This is a genomic window from Paenibacillus shenyangensis, from assembly GCF_000346635.1.
GTDB lineage: Bacteria > Bacillota > Bacilli > Paenibacillales > Paenibacillaceae > Saccharibacillus > Saccharibacillus dauci.
The window spans coordinates 237,747-261,556 of the sequence record NZ_AOIG01000008.1; the positions used below are offsets into that span (position 1 = coordinate 237,747).

Here is a 23,810-nt window from a genome sequence, read left to right on the forward strand (position 1 = left end):
AATATTCATTCTGTATTTGTTATCTATAGACGATTTAACGCATCGTTTTCATTTTCAGTTCATTCAGCAGCTGCATTGCTTGCAGCGGTGTCATATTCATCAGATCCGCACTCTGAATCTGGTGGACAATTTGACGGGCTACCGGATCTTCTTTTATTTTCACCGGCTGAGGAATTTCTTCCTCTTCGAAAATAGACAGTTGTACAATTTCCTGCTGACTGCCAGTACTCTGCTGGGCTCTGACTCTAGATTGGTCTGTATCTTCCGGAGAGAAACTGCCAACTGCCAGTACAGGTACTCCTTCTCCAGCTGGCGAACGACGTTCTTCATAAAGATAGCTTGAGGCCGATTCTTGTACGGAATCTGTCTTTTCCGAAGAAGCTGCTTTTTCGGCTGATTGTGAAGTTTGTTCTTTGGTATTCTGTAGGGTTACTGCTTTAGCACCAGCAAGTTCAGCGTTGTTGTCATCCGCTACGACTGTGATCGTAGCCGCCTGTTCCATTCGATCCAGCAGCAGATTGGCCCGGTCGATAATGCTGCCTGGCAATCCGGCCAGTTGGGCACAATAAATGCCATAACTGCTACCGGCTGCACCAGGGACCAGCTTGCGCAGGAAATGTACCTTGTCGCCGCTTTCTTTGACTGCCATCGAGAAGTTACGCAAATGTTCCAGCGTCTCCTCCAGATGAGCCAGCTCATGGAAATGCGTCGATACCAATGCTTTACAGCCAATCTCATGATGAACATACTCAATAACTGCCTGGGCAATCGCCATACCTTCACTCGTTGAAGTTCCGCGACCCAACTCATCAATAATAATGAGACTGCGCCGCGTAGCCCGTTCGGTCATGACCTGGATATCCGCCATTTCCACCATAAAGGTACTTTGGCCTCCAATCAGATCATCCGCTGCCCCGATCCGGGTGAAGATTCGGTCAATCATCGGGATTTCTGCCTGACGCGCAGGTACAAAGCAGCCAATCTGTGCCATGATCGACAATAGAGCGACCTGACGCATATAGGTACTTTTACCAGCCATATTCGGTCCGGTAATCAATACAATATTGGCTTCTTCTTCAGTGATGTCCGTACTATTGGAAATAAAGCTCGCATGATCCATTACCGCTTCCACTACCGGATGCCGTCCATCTTCGATCACTAGATCGTAACGATCTGTCAATACAGGCTTCACAAAGGAACGCTCGGCACTGACCGTTGCAAAAGACTGATAGACATCGATCTCCGCCACTTTCTCAGCCAGTAACTTTAGACGGGCAATTTCATTGGATACCCGTGTACGCAGATCAGTGAACAAATCATACTCGATATCGACCATTTTCTCCTGAGCTTCCAGAATCAGTGCTTCTTTTTCCTTCAGTTCCGGAGTGACGAATCGTTCGGCATTGGCCAGCGTCTGCTTACGTTCGTAACGACCTTCCGGCAGCGTTCCCAGATTGGAACGTGTAATTTCGATATAATAGCCAAACACTTTGTTATAGCCGATTTTAAGCGACTTGATGCCTGTAGCCTGACGTTCTGCAGCTTCCAATTCAGCAATCCATTGCTTGCCATTCACACTTGCTTCACGCAGCTCATCCAGATGCTCATGATAACCTTGACGGATCAATCCTCCATCCCGTACCGAGATCGGTGGATCATCGACAATCGCCGAACCAATCGCTTCCGCAAGATCGGAGCAGGCATCCATTTGCGCTGCAACCGTCTGCAATGTACTGGATGGTGAATCTTCACACAGCTGACGCAGATCAGGAATACGCAGCAATGAATCCCGCAGCGCAAGCATATCCCGGCCGTTAGCCGTCCCAAAAGCCATACGTCCAACCAGACGTTCCAGATCGTAGATCCCTTTGAGCTGACCTCTCAGATCATCCCGTAAAATAAACCCTTGATGCAGCTTGTCTACCGCTTCCAGACGTTCCTCTACCAGACGGCGGGATAATAACGGCTTATCAATCCAGCGGCGTAGCAGACGTCCACCCATTGGCGTCTCTGTGCGATCCAGCAGCCATAACAGGGTTCCTTTGCGGGAACGCTCGCGTACCGTCTCCACCAACTCCAGATTACGACGGGTAAATGGATCAAGAATCATGTAATTTTCTGGTTCATAGGCATTAATATGTGTCAGTTGTCCCAACGAACGCTTCTGTGTCTCGCTCAGATAAGCAATCAACAGCGCAATACAAGCCTGCCGCTCCTCATCCAGCCTCGCCCAGACCGCTTCCCCAAATTGGCGCCGCGCTAATTCTTCACGCGATTTGTCCCACTCGGTATAAAGCACTTTACGGCCCATCTGCGAAGCCTGCTTGTACACCTCATCGATCAGGTCAATCCGTCCAATGATCTCGGAAGGCTCATATAATCCCAGCTCATCACGCAGCCATTCCTGTGAAGATAATGCCGAAGTGACATGCAGTTCTCCGGTGGACAAATCACAAGCAGCCAAAGACATTTTACCTTCCTGTTCAGTGATACAGACCATATAGTTATTTGCCTTATCGCTCAGTGCTTTACTTTCCATCATGGTACCCGGAGTTACGACCCGAATAATTTCGCGTTTAACGATCCCTTTGGCAGTTGCGGGATCTTCTACCTGTTCACAAATAGCGACTTTGTAGCCCTTCTCAATCAAACGGTGAATATAGTTTTCTGCAGAATGATAAGGTACTCCACACATCGGTACCCGCTCCGGTACGCCGGCATTTTTGCCTGTCAGCGTAATCTCGAGTTCTTTGGCAGCCAGAATGGCGTCATCAAAAAACAGTTCATAAAAATCTCCGAGACGGAAAAATAAAAATGCATCCTCAGCCTGCTGTTTAATCTGCAGATACTGCTGCATCATTGGTGTATATTGACTCATTATGCCCCTCCAAACCAACCTGTATTTCTGTATGAATTCTGAAATGAACCTGTTTGTCTATTGCTATGTTGTGCTATATGTTTAACCTTTTTCTACTATTAAAATAGTAAGACTGCACCGGTACCGGGCTGCCAGACTATGCAAATGCGTGTTCGTCTATCTATTATAACGAAAGAACCCAAAAAGTTCTACGCTTCCCGAACTCATGAAATGAGAGCGGTGGTGATGCAAATAGATTAATGCTTTTTTAAATTACTTTTCGATTTACCATGATTACTTTTTGATTTATTATTCGCAATTCATATCAAAAGCTCACTGTTTCTTTTATATAAAATAATACTCAGCAACCAGCCCGATCCAGCGCAGAAATGCAAAAAAGACCGGGAAGCCTAGCTCCCGATCCTTTCTGCTTGAATCTTATGATTGTACTGTTATTTCTTTAATTGAAATACTGGATTATTGAGTTACTGGCTTGTCAGCGGACAGTTCAACTTTTGCCAGCGTATCATAACTTGCATCATAGCTAATATCCAGATTTTTAACACGTTTGTTAACTGCTTGCAGTTCATAACGATATAACGTCGGGATAACTGGAGCTTCTTCAAACATCAGCTGCTGCCATTGTTTGTAAGCATTTTTGCGGAATTCAATATCAAATGCTTCTGGTGAAGTTCCTTCTTTCAGGAACTTATCTGCATCTTCACTAGTGAAACGGGAATAGTTGAATGCTGCTTGACGACCATACAGACCCGATGGATCAATATCACTTCCTGTACCCCAGGCAGCACTGAAAATATCAATATCCGGGTTGTCTGCTTTAATATTATCATAGAAGGAATTGAATTCCTGTAAGCGTCCGTTCATCAGCTGAACATTCAGACCTACATCTTTCCAGTTCTGCATATAGAATTTGGCTATTGGCTCCGATACCGGATCACCGCTCATAGCAGCATAGTTAATCACAAGCGGTTGCCCTTTTGGATCTTCACGCAGTCCATCACCGTCTTTGTCTACATAACCTGCTTCATCCAAGAGTTGCTTTGCTTTTTCCGGATTATAGGTATAACCTGCCAGACTGGAATCATAGTAGTTGGTAAAGGCAGGGATGATCAATGATGTAGCAGGTGTACGCAATCCTTTATACAACTGCGCGCCTACTTGCGCATTATTCATCGCATAACCCATAGCTTGGCGCAGAGATTTGTTTGCCATTTTGGCATTAGGATTCATTACACTTTCGCCTTTAGCACTATCATATTTACCTAATTTGAATCCTAGATAGCTATAAGCAAGTTCCTGACGACCAAGGAATTCAACATTTGTAGGATTTGTTTTCTCGTCATACAAGCTGACAGGGAAACCATCTACATAATCCACTTCGCCTTTTTTGAGAGATTCGATCAGAACATTTGGATTTACTACTTTCAAATGTACACCGTCGAGTTTTGGCGCACCCAAGAAGTAATCTTTATTGGCTTCAAACTCCACAGATTCACCTGTAACCATGGACTTAATTTTAAAAGCTCCATAACCAACTGGATTTTTACGTACCGGATCAGATGCCGACATATCGGCGATTTTCATGTCTCCAAATACTTTTTTCTCCAACGGATAACTCCATAGACCAGACTTAACCGAAGGTGTAGCAGTAATAAAGTCGATCTGTACTTCTTTATCATTCAGGATTTTGATACCTGAAATAGTTTTGGCTTTGCCTGCATGGTAATCTTCCATGCCAACAATGTTCATCATCAACGCATCATAACGAACACCTTCATAATCTTTATTACCGATTACTTCAAAAGCAAAAGCATAATCTTCTGCTGTAACCGGGTTACCATCTGTCCAGTTCAACTTGTCGTTAATAGTGACTGTAACTGTTTTATTTTCATTGGATAGCTTGATATTTGCTCCGCCGCCATCAATAATGTCAAAGTTTTTATCAGTAGCAAACAGTGGAGGATAGAAAAACTGCATTACATTGGCATCAGGATTCCCTTCATAAAATGTAGGGTTCAAGATTCCTTCAAAAGGAGTATCCGAAGCCAGTCCATAGTTCAGAATACCACCCTGAATAGATGCTGCACTATTCGAAGTCTTGCTGGCAAATTTACCGGTTTCCTTGACACTTTCATTCGTTTTTGGTGCATCTGCAGCTGGTGTAGCCGAATTGCCGCCACTGTTACATGCAGATAATACCAGAACCATAGACATCAACAGAATGGATATTGATTTTTTCTTTTTACTTCCCCACATAAACCTTCCTCCTTTGAATATACAGCTCTAATTTATTATCCCAATCGCTGCTTGGCGTCAGTAGCACGCTTAAGTGCCTGTCCAATAAAGTTGATCGCCAAAATCAAAACCAGAATCAGCAGCGATGCCGGTAACCACATCCACCAATATTGCTCCAATATTACAGGGTTGGTTGCACTGCTCACCAATGTACCCAAACTCGGTGTTCCATCAGGCAGACCAAAACCTAAGTAAGACAACCCTGTCTCAATACCAATATTACCGGCTAGATTCAGAGTAAGGTTAACAATGACAATAGAGCTAAGGTTAGGCAATATCCCAAATGTAATTATTTTCCAGTTGGGCGTGCCGAGTGTTTTGGAAGCCTGAACATAGTCCAGTTCACGTTCCGCCAGCACCTTGGCACGAATCAATCTTGCTTTGCCGACCCAGAGAAAAGCGGTCATGATAGCGATAAACTCCCAGACTCCATATTTAGGAATAATGGTCACAAAAACAATGACCAGCATCAGGAAAGGAAGTACCAGAATAAAATCAATAAAACGCATAATCACATTATCTACCAGTCCACCAAAAAATCCTGCAATCAGACCAATCGTCAGTCCAATCGCCGCAGACAAGATCGTAATCATAAAGCCAATCGTAAATGAGTTACGTGCTCCAATTACCAGTTGACCAAAAATATCACGTCCGGCATCATCGGTTCCAAGCCAGTGATCCGCACTTGGAGCAGCCTGGATAGCCATCAGATCAATTTTGGTTACTTCATCCTGATTAATTAGTGCAATCGAACCGTATATGCCAATCAGGAACAAAAACAGAAAGATCAGTGAACCAATCGCCATCTTGTCTTTTAGCAGCTCTCGCCCCAGAATAGACCAGTTTGAAGGCGATTTTTGAATCGTTTCGATAGGTGCAACAGTCTCTACACGCATACCCATATGTGTCTCTTCCTCCGTTCTTATTCAGATATTGAATGGTTAGATTCGCTGGTTAACCTGTATGTCTTAACCCATTCGAATACGCGGATCCACCCAGCTCAGAATAAGATCAGATAACAGAGTACCGATTAGCGCGAGCAGGCCAGACAACATAACCAGCGCTGTAACAACGGAGAAATCGCGTTGTGTAATAGATTGCAAGAACAGCTGACCAAGTCCCGGATAACCGAAAATGGATTCAATAAACAGATTGCCTGCCAGTACAGCCGTCAGATCATAGCCCAGAAAAGCAGCAATCGGAAGCAGCGAGTTACGCAGGATATGACGGGAATATACTTTGGATTCCGGTACACCTTTGGAACGTGCTGTTTTTACAAAATCCTTGAGTCGTGTATCAATGACTTCATTACGCAGATACTGGATTGTCGCTGTTGTACTAACGAGCGCACCTGCACATGCCGGCAAGATCAGATGATAGAACTTATTCACAACATAAGCCCATGTACCAGGCTGCACGCCTACATCCACACTTCCGCTTGTTGGGAACCAGCCGAGCCGGAAGCCAAACACGAACAACATGAGTAGAGAAAAAATAAATATTGGAGTCGCAAAACTGAGATAGGTATAACCTGTTATCGTCTTATCAAGCAATGTATTCTGATACCTTCCGCTTAGTATGCCCAGCGGAATCGAAATCACATAAGTCAGAATCAGAATCGCCACACCCAGATAAAAGGTATTGGCCAGTCTGCTTCCGATAAGATCGGTTACCCCTACTTTATGTACATAGGATTTACCAAGATCACCCTGGAATAAATTACCGAGCCAGCGGCCGTATTGTACCCAGGCCGGATCATTTAGTCCCAGCTTCTCACGCTGTTCTTCCAGAACCTGTGCGCTTACCTTTGGATTGGCTTCAATAGCTCCACTGAGCGCATCACCCGGCATCGCTTTGGCTACAAAAAAGATCAATACACTGAGCACGAACAGCTGGGGAATCATGATCAGGATACGGCGAAGCGTAAATTTCCACATAATAGTTATCCCCTTTACGTTACGGTAGTGCTACCTGATGTGATGGGCTGATTGTTTTCAAAGCCAGCGGCTTGCCCTCCGCATCCATAAGCTCTTTTAGGTCCTGCTGATATGACACCATAATCTGCTGTCTTGTCCGTGCACTTTCCTGGCGTTGGGCCGGGTCTATGTTTGGAATCGCTGTAATCAGACGTTTGGTATAAATATGCTGTGGATTCTCGTAAATGTCATCCGTATTTCCCTGTTCAACCAGGCGACCACGATACATAATTCCGATCTCATCACACATATGACGAACAATACCAAGGTCATGACTGATAAACAGGTACGTAAGATTGAATTCTTTTTGGATCTCTTTCATAAAGTTAAGTACCTGTGCCTGTACCGATACATCCAGTGCCGATACCGGTTCATCCGCGATGATTAGCTTGGGATTCAGTGTTAGCGCCCGTGCAATTCCGATCCGCTGGCGTTGTCCCCCGGAAAACTCATGCGGATATTTGAAAGCCGCCTCGGGATTCAATCCTACTCGGTCGAGCAGATTCTGAACGCGACGCCGTTCTTCGTCGGGACTAAGCTTCTCAAAATTACGCAAAGGCTCTGCAATAATATCCATAACTCTTTTTCTACCGTTGAGTGAAGAATACGGATCCTGAAAGATCATCTGAATATCCCTGCGCAGCGGATGTTGATTTTTGTGGGCCATGCGGGTCAGATCCTGACCTTCAAACGTAACCGTTCCGTCTGTTATTTTGTTCAAACCGATAATCGCGCGTCCGGTTGTTGTTTTGCCACAACCCGATTCACCAACTAATCCATATGTAGTGCCAGGCTCGATCTGGATTGACACGCCGTCTACTGCCTTGACGTGATCCACTACACGCTGGAAAAAGCCGCCGCGAATCGGATAATGCACTTTGAGGTTATTTAGCTCCAGCAACGCCATCCATTACAAGCCCCTTTCCTTCATCTTCAAAATGAAAATGCTGATAACATGAGCAGCGTACCCAGTGTCCCGGACTCACTTCGTCCAACTGAGGGTTCTGTGCATGGGCCGTCTGCGGAATCCAAGGAATACGTTCCGAGAATCGGCATGAACCACGTGGAATATTTTGCAAGGATGGAACGCGTCCATGAATAACATGGAGTTGATCCTGTCCCGCATTGGCGCCCGGCATCGAAGCCAGCAATGAGCGTGTATACGGATGCATCGGATTGTTGAACAGATCCATTACGCTGGCAACCTCTACAACCTCTCCCGCATACATAACGACTACCCGATCCGCCATCTCGGCAACAACGCCCAGATCATGGGTGATTAATACAATACCGGCTTCTGTCTCCGCCTGTAGCTGCTTCAGCAGATCCAGGATCTGGGACTGAATCGTTACATCCAGTGCAGTTGTTGGCTCATCGGCAATAATCAACGAAGGACGACAGGCAATCGCGATAGCAATCATGACACGTTGACGCATACCTCCGGACAATTCATGTGGATACTGGTTGTATACACGTTCTGGATTCGTAATGTTTACATGTTCCAGCAATTCATAAATGCGTTTGGTTTTTTCCTTTTTGGACAAGGTTGTATGATAATCCAGATTCTCTTCAATCTGCCTGCCGATTGTCATTAGCGGATTAAGTGCCGTTAATGGATCCTGAAAAATCATACCAATCTCCGAGCCGCGAATTTTGTTCATCTGTCCAGGTGACAGCTTGTTCAGATCCTGACCCTTAAAAATGAGTCCTCCATCAATCCGTGTATTTTTGGTATCGTGCAGTCGTGTCAGAGAAAGTGCCAAGGCGCTTTTTCCACAACCCGATTCACCTACGATAGCCAAAACTTCATTTTTGTTGATGGTTAAATCAAGCTGGTCAACAGCTGGATAATACTCATCCTTAATGCGGAAAGACACCGTCAGATCTTTGATTTGTAATACCGGTTCTGTATTCAAAATTCTGGTTGCCCCCTCATCTCAAACTTTAACGCAATGTAAACATTCCTCATAAGATTGTTATCATTTTATATTCATAATCTTCCACAGGTCAATAAAATTTAACTTTTTACCAAAACGGATGAAAGTTTTTAGCAAAAAAGCTATCACCAAATGTAATAAAGGTGATAGCTTATGCCTATAGCGTTATCCTTATTTTACCTTATTATCCTGAGTTAGCAAGGGGTTTCTTGCTTTATCCCGCTTAGAAATTTTGAGATACTGTTCCAGCTCCCTGCACAGCTGTAAAATAGCGGAATATACTTCGAATTCTTCACGTGTAACCGGTAACCTCGTTTTACTGAAATCTTCTTCGAATTGTAAAAGCAGCTTTTCTGTCTTGCCTGTGTAATAAGGCGTTTTGACATCCTGTGCCAGCTGTTCGAAGATCTGGGCAGCCTGATCTCCCTGAGGCATCTTGCTGTATACCTGGGCAACCAGCTGCATCATATTCTGAATAGAGTCCAGATGCTGCTTGCGCATATAAAAGTACACAATCCACGATTCATCGGGATGCAGCATCTGATTCTCAAGCTCACGCTTGGCCGCTGTATGCCCCTGTTCGACTTTGGCAGTCGCCTGAATCACTTCTTCTCCATCCCATACATAGGCAGGCTCGTGCAAAGTACGGGCAATCTGTTCAAACATCTGGGATAGCAGCTCATTCACTTCGCGGCGAATAGCATTCAGACGTTTATACGGATTTGGCATGTATACCAGATTGACAATAGCCGCCGATCCGAGTCCAATCAGTAGCAGTTCCACTTCAACGAGCATCGCATGGGCTGTTAACAACCCACCGTTATAAATATGGACGACAATCACCGAACTGGTTACAATCCCTCCGCTGAATCCTGCACGCGTGATAATCGGAAAAGCCAGCAAAATGTATAATGCAAATACCCAGTGCTGAAATCCAAAAATAGAAAATAAAACAAACGCACATACCATTCCAATCAACGATGCAAAAAAACGGGCTGATATGGTCTGAAGGCTGCGTTTGCGTGTAACATCTACTCCCAGTATGGCGAGCAGTGCCGCCGACATTGCGCTGCTGATTCCCAGCGTGCTTGCTGCAACAACAGCCAGCAGTGCAGCAATGGCAGTCTTGATCACGCGAAAGCCCATCGGTTGTTCTCTCCTTACACTCTTCTCTTAGTAGTATTTATCTATTTATTTATAATACATCTGTTAAAAGGGTATCCTGCATAGCCGAATGACCTACTTTACCCAGATGATATTTATCCAAATTCATATAACATCTATCCTACTTGATTTCATCGCATCCTACAATGTGGATATAGGAGCAAAAGCCTTTCCCTCACACCTGCATAACTGTGAGAGAAAGGCTTTGCCATAGATATGGGTCTCTAGTTAAATCCACATCTCTATTCAAACTTTTCATTCGAAATCGATAGGTAATTAGTTACATATTCAATGAAACCATACTCAATAGTCAGACCTATTGACTTTAGGAAAAGAATCGATGTTTCTGATTTTTTCCTACTATAATATAGAGATGATTATTATAAATTAATACATTTACACCTAAAAATTGGATGATTAAAGCTTATAAATCTCTGTATATTTCTGCTCCAGATAATCAGCCAGATAATCGGGATTAAGCTCTTCACCAGTAATGGCCATAATCAATTCGGATGGTGTTCTGCTCTTGCCATAACGGTAAATTTTGTCGCTTAACCAGTCCTTGATCGGCAGCAGATTACCTGCCGCAATCCAATCCTCAAACTGAGGTAGCTCTTTGCGCATAGTCTGAGTGATCTGGGCCGCATACATATTCCCTAGCGAATACGAAGCAAAGTAACCAAAGTCGCCGCCGGACCAATGTACATCCTGCAGAATACCTTGTGCATCATTTGGCGGCGTAATACCCAGATATTGTTCGTATTTGCTGTTCCATACTTGTGGAAGATCGGCAACAGCCAGATTCTCGTTGAAAATCATTTTCTCGATTTCATAACGAACAATAATGTGCAGATTATAAGTCAGCTCATCCGCTTCAATACGGATCAACGAGTTCTCTACTACATTGGCAGCACGATAGAACTGTTCTTTGGTTACACCAGACAACTGCTTGGGGAACAAGGATTGCAGCTTATCATAATAATGATCCCAGAATACACGGCTCCGGCCTACAACATTTTCCCAAAAGCGGGATTGGGATTCATGGATCCCCATTGACGTCCCCGTTGCCAGTGGCGTACCTACCAGGTCTGCCGAGATATTCTGTTCATACAGCGCATGACCGCCCTCGTGCAGAGAGCTAAAAATAGCGCTCATCAGATCTTCCGGATAATAATGCGTGGTAATACGCACATCCCCCGGATTGAGTCCTGTTGCAAAAGGATGCTCACTCTCATCCAGACGTCCTGCCTGGAAATCATAACCCATCTGCTCCAACAGGAACAAACCGATTTCCTCCTGCTTTTTCAGGTCATATTCCTGCTTGAGGAATGAATTATCGGGCTTGTCGCTGGATTCCTGAATTTTTTGCAACAAGGGAACGAGACGGGATTTTAAACGGTCAAATACAGCATCCAGCTTGGCTACTGTCATGTCCGGCTCATACATGTCGAGCAATGTATCATAGCGAGTGTCTTTCACACCCCAATAATCAATAAATTCGCGATTCATCTCCACGATTTCTGCCAGCATTGGTTCAAAGCCCTTGAAGTCGTTATTATGTTTGGCTTCTTCCCATACCGTCTGGGCATGTGTCGTCAGACTGGAGTATTTCTGAATTTTTTCAGGTGGTACTTTTTGACTGCGCTCATATTCCTTGCGGCATTCAGTTACAGAGCGTTGATCGATATCACTTAACTGATCGAATACGTCCGAACGAGACAGAAAATCAATATACCCGCCCATTTCTTCGGATATGGAGAGCTTGAATACTTCTGTTGAGAGCATCCCGATCGTATCTGCACGCATCTCTGCACCTTTGCGCGGAGCGCCAGTACGCAGATCCCAGCCCAGCAGGCCAAGTGCTTCATGATAGCTGCTGATCTTGCGGACCAGCTGACGGAATGAGCTTAATACCTGTTCTACATTTTGTTCCATGATCGGGTCCACCTCGTTATTTGTATTTTGTAACTTTATCCATCTTGATGATACGTTTTTCAAACCGTATAATCAATGTTACATAATTTAATATTTTGGAATCAAGACATTTACAGACTGAGCAAATTGGTGTAAAATCTACTCGTTTACATGAGAAAATAATACATGGTTGTCCAGGAAAAGTAATGAAAAAAATTATCATGCGCTGATAGCAGATGATTAATGATTCCAAGCTTCCAGGTTCACCATCTAAGGTTCTTAATGAGGAGGAATTACAATGGATTCAGTTACAAATATTTTGCAGCACAACGAAAAGTTCGTTCAGACCAAAGAATATGAAGCTTATCGTTCAAGCCCTTTTCCTGATAAAAAGCTCGTTATTCTAACTTGCATGGATACTCGTCTTACCGAATTGCTGCCCAAAGCAATGAATATTCGTAATGGCGATGCCAAAATCATCAAAAATGCCGGTGCTGTTATCTCCCATCCTTATGGAAGTGTTATGCGCAGCGTGCTGGTAGGGCTCTATGAGCTTCAGGCGGAGGAAGTAATCGTTGTAGGTCATCATGGCTGCGGGATGGCTGCACTCAATGCCGATCATATGATTAACGAAATCAAAGAACGTGGTGTTTCACCAACTGTATTGTCAACACTGGAACATTCTGGAATTGATTTAAAAAGTTGGTTGCAAGGGTTTGGTAATGAAAAGCAAGGGGTAATAAACAGTGTGGAGATTATTAAGAATCATCCATTACTTCCCCCCCATGTACCAGTACACGGCATGATCATTGACCCCGCAACAGGTCAATTGGAATTGCTCGTGAATGGGTACTCCCAACAAGAGACATCATTGTAGCAGAAATCGTGAGCCGGCTCCTTACATAATGAGGAATTAGCACAACCCGATTTACTGCTAAAGCCCGGATGAATTCATCCGGGCTATTTTTTTACCTACTGTATATATTTATTTAAAAGGAATGAATCTTTTTTCTTTTTCATCCGTAAGCTTAAATATGACTATTTTTTGTCTGATGTGTACTTACTTTTGTATGCTTTCTTCTATTTTGTTCGTCGGTTTCTTGCGAAAGCATACAGTTGTAGTGTACACTTTATTTTAAATCGGCCGATTCGCTGTTTTAGAGATAGGAGAGACTGCTTATGAATACGCTATCGTATGGTTTACTTGCACTACTTGCACGCAAACGTTCATCCGGATATGACCTGATGCTCAGAATTCAGCCTTTCTGGCAAGCCAAGCACAGTCAGATTTACCCACTGCTCTCACGTATGGAAGAGCAACAACTGTTAACTGCAGAATGGGTAAAACAAACTGATAAACCGGACAAAAAAATCTACGCGATCACTCCACTGGGTGAACAGCGTCTGCATGAATGGATGCAAATGCCTGCCAGTGAACCGGTCACACGGGATGAGCTGGTGCTCAAAGCATTCTGTCTGTGGATTACAGACAAAGACACGGCACTCGCCCTGTTCCGCAAAAGATCTATTTTTTATCAGGAACAAATTCATTATTTCGAACAGGCAATTCACAAAATGCCTGACGAAAGCCATCAATTTGGTTCTCAAGATTTTGGATTGTATATTTTGCGTCAAAAAGCTCTGGGAACGGCAAGATCGAATATGGAATGGACAACATGGGTAATCGATATGCTGAAAAATGCGGCTCCACCGGAAGTGTCTTCCGAACCCCAGCATCACTAAGGTCCATCTACTCCACCGAATTTATTTTAAATTTATCTGGAAATTCTGAAACCGGTCGATCGTAATTACGTATTACGGTAAGAATAACCAAACACACACTACCAACTAGGGGGATAATGGACATAATGAAAAAAGTGCTTATGATCTTCATGGCATTTACAGTCGTTTTCGCATCCCTTGGCGTTTTTGCCAGTGATGCAGATGCAAGACGTGGTGGCGGCGGATTCAAATCCCAGCCAAAATCATATACCAATACACCGAACCGTGCGGATAATAACAGCGGGAGCGTTAACAGTACCAACCGCTCTACTACCAATAACCGCAGTACAGCAGCTACTAATGGCAAACGCGGATTTTTCAGTGGCGGTAACTTCTTTACAGGCATGATGGTCGGCGGTCTGGCCGGTATGCTATTCGGCAGCATGTTCGCTAACATGGGCTTTATGGGCAACTTCATGGGCCTGCTGATTAACCTGATTGCTATCTATGTACTCTTTATTGCAGCTCGCGGCATCTATCGTATGATCCGTCAGCGTAAGAAATCCGCTGACCCTTACAACAGACGTTAATGACAATGCGGCTTAGCATGGATGAGATTATCAATGCAGTATGTCTGAATATCGCCGAACGTAAAGGCATTCAGCCGACGGACGTAACGGTTCAGCTCGCCTGGGAAGAAGATACAGGCTATACAGCAGAGGTCTGGGCGCAAGGTCGCAGTCAGTACCTGATTGAAAGCAATCTCATTGAAGCGATTCTGCGTTATATGTTCTCTGAATACAACGCGAGAGTATTCCGGGAACAGGTTGAGTTGATTATCAACGATGACGTAGAAGAGATTCAGGCTATTATTCACGACAATTAAGTAATTTATTACTTCCAGCATAATATAGTTTCTCATGAGCCCCTCTACTCTACCTTCTGGTAGGTGAAGGGGCTTTTGTTATGCAGGGCAGATGATATGAAGAGCCAATAGCAGGATTTTTGTCTCTCTTGTTCTTGTGAATACCAAAGATCATATAAAAGATGAAACGCTTTCTTATTGACATTATGGATAAGGATTGTTAGAGTTTTATTGAAAATGAATATGGATCAGGGATGTTACCTGTTGGGCATAACCTGGATTCTTTTGTCGGCTTTTACGAGCTGTCAGGAGGATTCAGGTTTTTTATTTGCCCAAACTCTCTCTACTCTATATATATTCGAAAGGAGAAAAACGATGACAACACTACAATTTCCAGAGAACTTTTTGTGGGGTGGCGCTATTGCCGCAAATCAGGCTGAAGGCGCTTACCTTGAAGATGGTAAAGGACTGACTGTAGTCGATCTTCTGCCTACAGGCAAGAAAAGATTCGATATGATGCGAGGGTATATTGAGTCCCTTACTCCGCAGCCGGGAGAATTTTATCCGGCACATGAAGCCATCGATTTTTATCATCGATATGCCGAAGATATTGCATTGTTTGCTGAAATGGGCTTCAAGGCGCTGCGGGTATCGATCTCCTGGGCACGTATTTTCCCAACCGGCGAAGATGCAGTACCGAATGAAGCTGGGCTTGCCTTTTATGATCGTCTATTCGATGAATTACTCAACTATAATATCCAGCCGGTTGTAACTCTGGCTCATTTTGATGTACCAGTACATCTGATCGAGAAATATGAAAGTTGGCGCAATCGCAAGCTGGTTGGATTGTTTGAGACTTATGCACGTACTGTACTGGAACGCTACCGGGACAAAGTGAAATACTGGATGACGTTTAACGAGATTAATATGCTGCTGCATCTTCCTTTCCTCGGGGCTGGTCTTGTATTCAAAGAAGGCGATAATGTGAAACAGATTCAGTATCAGGCTGCCCATCATCAGCTCGTTGCCAGTGCACTGGCTGTCAAAGCTTGTCATGAGCTGATTCCGGATGCACAGATCGGTTGTATGCTGGCTGCCGGCAGCTTTTATCCGTATACCTGTAATCCCGAGGATGTGTACCAGGGTATGGAAAAAGATCGCGAATCCTACTTCTTTATCGATGTTCAGTCCCGCGGAGAATACCCGGGTTATGCACGCCGATTCTTCCGCGATCATCAGCTGGATATTGTGATGGAACCGGAAGATGCCGAAATTCTAAAAAGCAATACTGTGGATTATATCGGATTCAGTTACTATTCCAGTCGTACAACCAGTACCGATCCGGAAGTGATCAAAAATATGACTGCAGGCAATGTATTTGGTTCGGTGTCCAATCCGTATTTGAGCGCATCCGAATGGGGATGGACTATTGATCCAAAAGGATTCCGCATCACAGCTAATCAGCTGCATGACCGTTACCAGAAACCATTATTTGTAGTGGAAAATGGATTGGGCGCTGCAGATGAACCGGCTGATGATGGCATCATACAGGACGATTACCGAATCGATTATCTGCAGCATCATCTCGCCGAGATGCGTGAAGCAATTGAGGATGGCGTAGAAATTATCGGTTATACCAGCTGGGGGCCGATTGATATTGTCAGCGCTTCTTCCGGTGAAATGCGCAAACGCTATGGTTATATTTATACTGATCGTGATAATGAAGGCAATGGTTCCTTGGAGCGCAGTCGTAAAAAGAGCTTTGACTGGTACAAAAAGGTTATTGCTTCCAACGGCTCTGATCTGGAGCTGTAATCTATCCATCCCATCCTATTTAGCCGAAAAAACTGGCACATAAAGCAGGCGATTTCACAAAATAGTCAACAAAAAAACGACTGTCTCGTTATCATACGAGAGCAGTCGTTTGTCTTGTATATAGCTTATTATTCTGCAGTGCGATCCAGGTTAATGGATACGATACACAGATCTTCCTGATTACGGCTTAGGCGAGCTAATTTGGTCAGGAATTTCTCGTTATCGATGTCCAGCAGGCTGTGTGCATACTGCTCCAATTCACCGATTACTACTTTGGGATTACTACCCGGACGGGATATCAACCCATTGGTATATAGAACGATCCGTGTAGCATCGTCATATTCCAGTGTCTGCGTGTTTACATTAACATTTTCATTCATACCAACCGGATCTGTTGTGACATTCAGTCTTGCTCCCGGCCCATCGCTGGCAAGCAGCATGCCCGGTGTATGACCGGCATTGAAGTATTCCACCTGTTTCTTGTCCAGGTCAATCAGCATATAAATTGCTGTAAAATAAGCAGTTCGACGCGTTTTACCAAACAGCATACGCATTTGACGGTTCAATTCGGCACATACTTCCTTGGGCTTGCGGTACATCCCAACAATGCCATCCAGCAGTGAACGGATGGACATGCTGATTAGCGCAGCAGCGATACCACTGCCAGGTACATCGATCAGCAGTACACCGCATTGACGATTGTTGAACATTTTCCAGTAAAACATATCTCCCGATACTTCCGAGGATTGGAAATAACTGCTATGAATCTGAATACCCGGTTCGATTAGCGGAGGAGTCAGCACACTGTTTTGTAGATGTTTGGCAAGCTGCAGATCTTTTTGTACTTTTTCTTCCCAAGCTTTACGGGAATCCATTTCCTTTTTCAGACGAATAGCAGATTGTACACGAGCCAGCAGTTCATAGTCGGGACCACCTTTTTCAATAAAGTCCATCCCGCCCGCACCAAATGCTTCTTTGAAATGAACACGGTCTGCAGTCAGAAAAATAATCGGCAGATCCTGATAGACCGGCAGACTTTTGATAAAAGTACAGGCCTGAATACCATCGATCTCCGGCATAACAATATCCAGCAAAATCAGATCGACCGACGCGGCTTTGCGTGGTGGCTGATTATTATAAATTCCTAGAATCTGGTAAGCTTCCTCTGCTGAGGTTGCTTTTTGTACATCTTCATATCCCGCAGTTCTCAGTACGTTCTCCATAAATGCTACATTCAATTTGGAATCATCAACAATTAATATGCTGCTCATTAGCTCTCCTCCGAAGTCAGTATACTTATTTTTCGTCAAAACTGCCTGATTATGTAATAGCCAGTAAGTAAGAATCTTAAATAATATATCCAATACAGCAGTTAGCAAAATCCCGAAATCCAAAAGGAAATCACGATCCTCATAGCCTTAAGAAATGATGAACAACAAATAAGCCATTTGATCATTCTGCAGTCGAATAATCAAATGGCCTGTTCCAGAATTTCGTTGAATTCCAGCAAAATAGCTGTGCCTTCCGGACTCGTATGCAGCATAATCCGGTCTGCAGAAGCATACATCAATGCAAACCCTTTGCCCAATGAGCTTTTACTGCTATAACCCGAAATCAGAATCGTTTTGGGCAGTTCATGCAACGGAATACCTGATCCATGATCGGTAATATAAATTTGATAACAGCCACTTTTTTGATAAACAGCCACTTTGCCTTCTTCAGCGTGTTTGATCAAATTGGTCACAGCTTCCGAGACAGCCAGCTTGATACTCATCACCTTTTTGGAATGCTCCAGCCGAAAATCCTCCGGAATATGCTGAACGACCAGTGTACGACTGGAAGCAACATCGGCACGTGTATTAACTTCCATCTCATCTATCCACTCACCCAGCTCCCCTACAATCTCCTCGGACTTCAGACAGATATCAATCTTGCTGTGGGACAAAGTCCGAATCACGTCTCTGTAAGCACGCAGTGTATGCAGGTGCATATCTTCACGATATTGAAGTGCAGGTGTAATATCATTAAGCACAACAGCCACCCAGTCGCTCTCCGGATAGAAGTGAGCTTCGTACGTATTTCCTTGGCTGACCAGTACTTCGTAAAAACTTTCTGATAATACGAGGGCGCGCGCAGCCAGTATCTCCAAATCATAGACAACGGTAGACGGTAGATCCTCATGCCTTTGCAAGCTGCCAGTACCCATATACTTCAGCAATCGTGTTCCTCCCGTAATACTGGATAATTCCCGATGCTGCTGCTTGTCCGGCTCAATGACAGAGGTGAGTTCTGTTGCCCCCGGTGTCTCAATATACACCATATACTGCCTTAACCCGGCAACCGTGCCTGTATGAATATGGCTGACCAGTTCTGGATCCAGTTCCTTATGGGACATATTTTCCAGCCGCCGAATGACTTCCTCATCCTGCTCAAAATGACGCATCAAATATTCGAGTTGATCGCACATATGAATAATTCTGGATTCATACGGAATCTGCTTTTCCTTCAGCCCATCCGGATACCCTTTGCCATCGTATCGTTCATGATGGTGAAGAATCCAATCCGACATTTTTTTGTCTCCGCTGACGTTAAGCACAATCTTGGAGCTGTGCACAGGATGAGACTGATACTGCTGCTCTTCGCTGAGTGATCTGGCACCCCGCTTGGTCAAGATGTCCAGCGGCAGCATCATTTTACCGATATCATGTATGGCTGCCATATTGATCAGATCCACACGTCTTTTTTTGGGATATCCCAATAGCTCCAGTACATGCTCGCAGATAATGCCTACATTATGACCATGTCCTTCCATCCGATTGGAAATGCGCATTTCTCCAATGCGAATAAATTCTTCTGCACCCCGGCGGCGAAGTCTGACCTGACGAATATAACCATACGAGAAAAAAATAATAAGCATCAGAAAAAGCAAAATATAAATCGTCTCATAAACCATATAATTCAGTGACAGGTGCACCAGAAAATGAGGAACAATAATGGTACAGAGTACGACAGGAACTGCAATTTCCTTGCATTTAATCACCAGATTGTTAAGCAGCGGGATACCACTAATCGTCTTCTTCACTATGGCTGCCAGTAGCATATACAGCAGGCTAAAAGTCAAAGCACCTGCTCCAGCCTGCACATAAATCGAGGTGCCGTCCAGACGCTCCATTATCATATGTGCAGCATAGAGGCATATACTATATTTCCCTTGAGTTGACAGCAGCCGGAATATATTGAACTTTCGCCAGATAAAATCTGCACTGCGCAAATGGCTGACCATATTACTTATTAAAATCCCATAAAGAGCCGGTACCGGTCCATAAGCCAGCAGCAAAATCAGAAAGCCAGCCAGACTGCCGCTGTACTCCTCCCCGCTCAGCAGACGGACCGGGAACAGATCCAGTATGGCAATCAGCAGCAGTAGGGGCAAGATATGAACCAGACTACCGCTGCCTTCCAGTCCCATATATAGCAGACTGGCAATCCCCAGTAGGCTGAGCGGGATCGTATAGACATTTTTCTCTTTCATTTAACGAAAAGTATCCTTGCCCAGAATCTCATCCAGCTGTAGCAGTTGGAATACCTCCATTACTTCCGGTTGTGTCTGCTCAATCCATACCTGGCGTTCCTGCTCTTGCAGATCTTGCACCAGCTTGATCAACAGTCCAATACCCGATGAATCTACAAACTGTACAGCTCCCAGATTTAGGATAACGCTGGATGCTTCTGCAAGTTCCGGTTCCAGCTGTTCCTCAAAAGTATCTCCAGCATCAATATCAATATCCCCTTCACAATAGACGGTGATCTGCTGCCCGGTTAATTCGAGACGATACGTAAACATGCTATTCCCTCCCTTTCCATACGATCTGATCATTACTATTCAGCCAAACCTCCAGATGCTCTACATCTTCCATACACTGATGAATCCGTTCCCCGATCTGGATCGTCGTTCCTGCCAATATCCGAGCCGCTTTGATTCGTGCTTTGGCATCCACGTGAAGCTTTGTCGTTCCTGTACCGGGAGAACCAGCTTCCTGCAAAACCATGCCTTCTGCTGCAAAATAAGTCCCGCCTCGCAGCGTTCCGGTTGATTCGAGTGTACCTTCACAATGCAAATGGGCATTATAGGCCCCTTTTTCCACAATTACATCTCCGCCGCAGCGAACTGTACTGTTCTGAACAAAATGCAGTCTGGCAAAATTACGCTCTACTACCGGAGCAGAAGCCAGAATGTATAGATAGTGGGTACGCCGGATAAAGCTCTCCAGATCTTCTGCTGTACGGAATGTACTATTCTCTTTATTCATAAACCCATTGCGAATTTCCTGAAAATATCGGGTCCATTCTTCTTTTAATGCAGATTGATACTGTTCTTCCAGCCGAAGCAGACGTTCCAGCTGCTCCATCATCCATTTGAAACGTCCCTGAAATAGAACCTGGAATAATGGTGCCAGTCCAGTCTGATCTAAGTCATTGATTTTGAAGGCAGAGGCACTGCTCACTTGGTGAACAGCCTGTTTCATCAGTTCCAACTGCTCGCGTACATAAATTAGCATCGGCGCCATCTGTCCGTAGAAAAGCTGCAGCTGTCCCACAATGATACGGCTGCTGAGTACATTCGCATGGACAATCAGTGAATCGCCAGCCATAATCTGAGCCATATTAATATTCCCGCGAACGCGAATATTGCCTTCGGCTTCTACTTCCATCGTATCCTGTACAGCACCACTGATCTCGACATCACCGCGGAAATGAATATTGCCTGTCGCCAGATTAACATCTCCGCTATGCATAAGCTTTGGAATCATGGAAAGTTTGACGTAATGTCCCTGCCGGGTCTGGCTGGGCATACCCGATTTGAGTGCGAATGCATCTCGTCCATCTTCGGACAGCTGTACATCTTTGCCTGGTATAATCTGAATGTCATGCACAACAGGTGCCAAAATGACTTTACCGTAAATATCCCTGCCATCTATACCCGGTTGCGACGGTATAATAGTACCAATCCGTTCTCCTTCCAGAATAGAAGGAAACTCTCTGGTCTCCCGGTAATCAATCGTACCGTTCTCCCGCAGCTTTGGCTGCACTTTGCGGGCAGCTGCATCAGTCTGAAGCTCAAATATACCATCTTGTCCATGTATAACAGGTTGTCCAGATGCAATAACAAATCGACCGGCTTTCTCCGCACGACATGCCAATTCGATCATGGAAGAATCCATGCCGAAGGTAATCTCTTTCGCGCGCAGCTGCTGATATATCTCTTGCGGATCAATAGCAGCCGGTTTCTTGTTCTGGGCAACACGCAGCATAAGCCGGGGATTGGGTTCTGTATCCATTAACGTACGTGTAATATGATAACCTGGCTCGATCTGCAGAGAAGCTTTCATTCCGTCATTATCGATATCCAACTGCCATGTGGAATCTTTGGATTCACCTGCAAGCCGGATATCGATCACATCTTCGCCGCTTACTGCGGCCGATTGACCAGCTAGTAGTGCTGTCCCATTGATCAATATATCTCCACTTTTAAATGCATCAATCATGGGCAGGCTGGCTCCGTCTGGAATATGCATGGCAATCTGTCCCTCTGCGATCCATATCTTGCCCTCGTCTGCTATTGGAGTGGGTCCAAGAGAATCATGACCAGACTCTTCCGCTGGTAAAGTAACTACCGCTGTAGATTCGGCTACTGTACTTTGACCCAGCACTCCCACTGCACGTCTGTCGGTTGAGGTCACTGTAGCAGGAGTATTGACAGAAGAATATGGAGCTGCCATTTCCGGTATACCGATAGGAAGAAGGCTGACACGAACTACAGCTGGTCTGGCATTTAGCCCGAGGAAGCCACGGCTCTCGTTATCGATGATCTCAATACTCACCTCTTTTTTACTGACTTCCAGCAGTGCCAGTGCCCGTTCTACTGCCTGTTCTACCGTTTTGCCCTTGGAAATCACACTTCGTTCCATATGCTTCTCCTCCATTCCTGTATTACTCCAGTTCAATCGACAATATGCAAATATCATCATCACGCTGGCGGTTCAGACGTTCCAGCTTGCCAACAAAGGCTTCATTATCCAGATAATGCAGACTTTGCGCATACTGCTCCAGCTTCTCAATGCCGGTATGGATAGACAGTCCCGGACGTTCTACCAATCCATCCGTGTAGAGTACAATTCGTGTAGGTGTATCGTATGTGACTGTAACCGTATCCAGTTTCATATCCTGCTTGATACCGATCGGTACGGTAGTACCACTCAATTTGATCGGAGATCCATCCTGCATCAGCAGCAAGCCTGGTGGATGACCGGCATTGAAATATTCAATTTCCTGTTTGTTTCTATCAATAAATAAGTAAATGGCTGTAAAATAGGCAGTACGCCTGCTTTTGCCAAACAGATGCCGCATCTGTCGATTAAGCTCTGCACATACTTCCCGTGGCTTGCGGTATAGTCCGACAATGCCATCGAGCAGCGAACGGATCGACATGCTGATTAGCGCAGCCGGGATGCCGTGTCCGGAGACATCGATCAACAGCACTCCATATTGGTCGGGATTTAACATTTTCCAGTAAAACATGTCACCGGATACTTCGGATGACTGCATATACCAGCTGTGGATGTGAATTCCCGGTTCGGTCAGCGGCGGTGTCAGTACACTTCGCTGCAGATGTTTAGCCAGCTGCAAGTCGGTCTGTACTTTCTCTTCCCAGGCTTTACGGGCGTCCATTTCTTTTTTGAGCTTTAGTGCGGATTGTACACGGGTTAACAGCTCATAGTCCGGTCCGCCTTTTTCGATAAAATCCATTCCCCCTGCACTGAAGGCTTCACGAAAATGAACACGATCCGCTGTAAGGAAAATGATCGGCAGATCCTGGTAAACAGCCAAACTTTTGATCATTGTGCAGGCTTCGATTCCATCAATATCCGGCATAACAATATCCAGCAGAATCAGGTCAACCGAAGCGGGCTTGCGCGGTGGCTGTCCATTATGAATCCCGAGAATGGTGTAGGCTTCCTGCGCCGAATAGGCCGACTGGATGTCTTCGTATCCTGCTGTCTGAAGTACATTTGTCAGATAAGCGATATTTAACCGGGAATCGTCTACAACCAGTATGCCGCTCATAAGACCGCTCCCTTAAAGTCAGTATATTTATTCATCGTCATAAAGTGGCTGTTATGTAATATAAAGTATAAAAAAGGCTGCAGCAGAATGTGATATTCTAAACTGTACCCTTTGTAAAG

General features: G+C 44.8%; 18 protein-coding genes. 5 read left to right on the forward strand and 13 right to left on the reverse strand.

Features of this window, described 5'->3' with window-relative positions; all coding sequences use genetic code 11:
• Nucleotides 1–34 precede the first annotated feature (34 nt).
• From mutS to H065_RS0107790, 8 genes are all read right to left on the reverse strand, one after another.
• The gene (gene mutS, locus H065_RS0107755; RefSeq protein ID WP_017812468.1) at nt 35–2,878 is read right to left on the reverse strand and encodes a DNA mismatch repair protein MutS; all 2,844 of its coding nucleotides are present in this window, start codon (nt 2,876–2,878) and stop codon (nt 35–37) included.
• Nucleotides 2,879–3,334: 456 nt separating this feature from the next.
• Complete coding sequence (opp4A, locus tag H065_RS0107760; protein ID WP_017812469.1) at nt 3,335–5,134, reverse strand: oligopeptide ABC transporter substrate-binding protein; 1,800 nt, start codon at nt 5,132–5,134, stop codon at nt 3,335–3,337.
• Nucleotides 5,135–5,169: 35 nt separating this feature from the next.
• The gene (locus tag H065_RS0107765) at nt 5,170–6,069 is read right to left on the reverse strand and encodes an ABC transporter permease (protein WP_026136097.1); all 900 of its coding nucleotides are present in this window, start codon (nt 6,067–6,069) and stop codon (nt 5,170–5,172) included.
• Between the two features lie 72 nt (nt 6,070–6,141).
• A complete protein-coding gene (gene opp4B / locus H065_RS0107770; RefSeq protein ID WP_017812471.1) occupies nt 6,142–7,110 on the reverse strand; it encodes an oligopeptide ABC transporter permease in 969 nt (322 codons plus the stop codon).
• A gap of 19 nt (nt 7,111–7,129) precedes the next feature.
• The gene (locus H065_RS0107775; RefSeq protein ID WP_017812472.1) at nt 7,130–8,056 is read right to left on the reverse strand and encodes an ABC transporter ATP-binding protein; all 927 of its coding nucleotides are present in this window, start codon (nt 8,054–8,056) and stop codon (nt 7,130–7,132) included.
• The gene (locus H065_RS0107780; protein ID WP_017812473.1) at nt 8,034–9,065 is read right to left on the reverse strand and encodes an ABC transporter ATP-binding protein; all 1,032 of its coding nucleotides are present in this window, start codon (nt 9,063–9,065) and stop codon (nt 8,034–8,036) included. Before H065_RS0107780 ends, H065_RS0107775 begins: the two co-directional genes overlap by 23 nt.
• A gap of 192 nt (nt 9,066–9,257) precedes the next feature.
• Nucleotides 9,258–10,232, reverse strand: a complete 975-nt coding sequence (locus H065_RS0107785; RefSeq protein ID WP_017812474.1) for an aromatic acid exporter family protein — start codon at nt 10,230–10,232, stop codon at nt 9,258–9,260.
• 435 nt (nt 10,233–10,667) lie between these two features.
• Nucleotides 10,668–12,185 (reverse strand): carboxypeptidase M32, encoded by a 1,518-nt coding sequence (locus H065_RS0107790; protein WP_017812475.1) that lies wholly within the window; start codon nt 12,183–12,185, stop codon nt 10,668–10,670.
• Between the two features lie 277 nt (nt 12,186–12,462).
• On the opposite strand from H065_RS0107790, the gene H065_RS0107795 reads away from it, so the two are divergent.
• From H065_RS0107795 to H065_RS0107815, 5 genes are all read left to right on the forward strand, one after another.
• Nucleotides 12,463–13,041: a beta-class carbonic anhydrase gene (locus H065_RS0107795; RefSeq protein WP_017812476.1), complete on the forward strand. Its 579-nt coding sequence runs from the start codon at nt 12,463–12,465 to the stop codon at nt 13,039–13,041.
• Between the two features lie 302 nt (nt 13,042–13,343).
• Nucleotides 13,344–13,907, forward strand: a complete 564-nt coding sequence (locus tag H065_RS0107800; RefSeq protein WP_017812477.1) for a PadR family transcriptional regulator — start codon at nt 13,344–13,346, stop codon at nt 13,905–13,907.
• A 125-nt stretch (nt 13,908–14,032) separates the two neighbouring features.
• Nucleotides 14,033–14,476, forward strand: coding sequence for a hypothetical protein (locus H065_RS0107805; protein ID WP_017812478.1), 444 nt, complete (start codon nt 14,033–14,035; stop codon nt 14,474–14,476).
• A 5-nt stretch (nt 14,477–14,481) separates the two neighbouring features.
• Nucleotides 14,482–14,772, forward strand: coding sequence for a YxcD family protein (locus H065_RS0107810; RefSeq protein ID WP_026136098.1), 291 nt, complete (start codon nt 14,482–14,484; stop codon nt 14,770–14,772).
• Between the two features lie 354 nt (nt 14,773–15,126).
• On the forward strand, nt 15,127–16,566 hold the full coding sequence (locus H065_RS0107815; protein ID WP_017812480.1) for a 6-phospho-beta-glucosidase: 1,440 nt from the start codon (nt 15,127–15,129) through the stop codon (nt 16,564–16,566).
• A gap of 128 nt (nt 16,567–16,694) precedes the next feature.
• Here H065_RS0107815 and H065_RS0107820 read toward each other — a convergent pair whose 3' ends face one another.
• From H065_RS0107820 to H065_RS0107840, 5 genes are all read right to left on the reverse strand, one after another.
• Nucleotides 16,695–17,837: a PP2C family protein-serine/threonine phosphatase gene (locus H065_RS0107820; RefSeq protein ID WP_017812481.1), complete on the reverse strand. Its 1,143-nt coding sequence runs from the start codon at nt 17,835–17,837 to the stop codon at nt 16,695–16,697.
• Between the two features lie 200 nt (nt 17,838–18,037).
• Nucleotides 18,038–20,098: an HD domain-containing phosphohydrolase gene (locus tag H065_RS25500; protein ID WP_017812482.1), complete on the reverse strand. Its 2,061-nt coding sequence runs from the start codon at nt 20,096–20,098 to the stop codon at nt 18,038–18,040.
• Nucleotides 20,099–20,410 (reverse strand): STAS domain-containing protein, encoded by a 312-nt coding sequence (locus H065_RS0107830; RefSeq protein ID WP_017812483.1) that lies wholly within the window; start codon nt 20,408–20,410, stop codon nt 20,099–20,101.
• Nucleotide 20,411: 1 nt separating this feature from the next.
• Nucleotides 20,412–22,535 carry a FapA family protein gene (locus tag H065_RS0107835; RefSeq protein WP_193746763.1) on the reverse strand — a complete coding sequence of 708 codons (2,124 nt, stop codon included), beginning with the start codon at nt 22,533–22,535 and terminating at the stop codon, nt 20,412–20,414.
• A 22-nt stretch (nt 22,536–22,557) separates the two neighbouring features.
• Nucleotides 22,558–23,691 carry a PP2C family protein-serine/threonine phosphatase gene (locus tag H065_RS0107840; protein WP_017812485.1) on the reverse strand — a complete coding sequence of 378 codons (1,134 nt, stop codon included), beginning with the start codon at nt 23,689–23,691 and terminating at the stop codon, nt 22,558–22,560.
• Nucleotides 23,692–23,810 lie beyond the last annotated feature (119 nt).

What these genes read in the sequence shown, in the direction of transcription:
- H065_RS0107795 (WP_017812476.1), top strand. Translation starts at nt 12,463, where the DNA reads ATGGATTCAGTTACAAATATTTTGCAGCACAACGAAAAGTTCGTTCAG.
- opp4B (WP_017812471.1), bottom strand. Translation starts at nt 7,110, where the DNA reads ATGTGGAAATTTACGCTTCGCCGTATCCTGATCATGATTCCCCAGCTG.
- H065_RS0107775 (WP_017812472.1), bottom strand. Translation starts at nt 8,056, where the DNA reads ATGGCGTTGCTGGAGCTAAATAACCTCAAAGTGCATTATCCGATTCGC.
- H065_RS0107765 (WP_026136097.1), bottom strand. Translation starts at nt 6,069, where the DNA reads ATGCGTGTAGAGACTGTTGCACCTATCGAAACGATTCAAAAATCGCCT.
- H065_RS25500 (WP_017812482.1), bottom strand. Translation starts at nt 20,098, where the DNA reads ATGAAAGAGAAAAATGTCTATACGATCCCGCTCAGCCTACTGGGGATT.
- H065_RS0107815 (WP_017812480.1), top strand. Translation starts at nt 15,127, where the DNA reads ATGACAACACTACAATTTCCAGAGAACTTTTTGTGGGGTGGCGCTATT.
- H065_RS0107820 (WP_017812481.1), bottom strand. Translation starts at nt 17,837, where the DNA reads ATGAGCAGCATATTAATTGTTGATGATTCCAAATTGAATGTAGCATTT.
- H065_RS0107835 (WP_193746763.1), bottom strand. Translation starts at nt 22,535, where the DNA reads ATGGAACGAAGTGTGATTTCCAAGGGCAAAACGGTAGAACAGGCAGTA.
- H065_RS0107805 (WP_017812478.1), top strand. Translation starts at nt 14,033, where the DNA reads ATGAAAAAAGTGCTTATGATCTTCATGGCATTTACAGTCGTTTTCGCA.
- H065_RS0107800 (WP_017812477.1), top strand. Translation starts at nt 13,344, where the DNA reads ATGAATACGCTATCGTATGGTTTACTTGCACTACTTGCACGCAAACGT.
- H065_RS0107810 (WP_026136098.1), top strand. Translation starts at nt 14,482, where the DNA reads ATGCGGCTTAGCATGGATGAGATTATCAATGCAGTATGTCTGAATATC.
- H065_RS0107830 (WP_017812483.1), bottom strand. Translation starts at nt 20,410, where the DNA reads ATGTTTACGTATCGTCTCGAATTAACCGGGCAGCAGATCACCGTCTAT.
- opp4A (WP_017812469.1), bottom strand. Translation starts at nt 5,134, where the DNA reads ATGTGGGGAAGTAAAAAGAAAAAATCAATATCCATTCTGTTGATGTCT.
- mutS (WP_017812468.1), bottom strand. Translation starts at nt 2,878, where the DNA reads ATGAGTCAATATACACCAATGATGCAGCAGTATCTGCAGATTAAACAG.
- H065_RS0107840 (WP_017812485.1), bottom strand. Translation starts at nt 23,691, where the DNA reads ATGAGCGGCATACTGGTTGTAGACGATTCCCGGTTAAATATCGCTTAT.
- H065_RS0107790 (WP_017812475.1), bottom strand. Translation starts at nt 12,185, where the DNA reads ATGGAACAAAATGTAGAACAGGTATTAAGCTCATTCCGTCAGCTGGTC.
- H065_RS0107785 (WP_017812474.1), bottom strand. Translation starts at nt 10,232, where the DNA reads ATGGGCTTTCGCGTGATCAAGACTGCCATTGCTGCACTGCTGGCTGTT.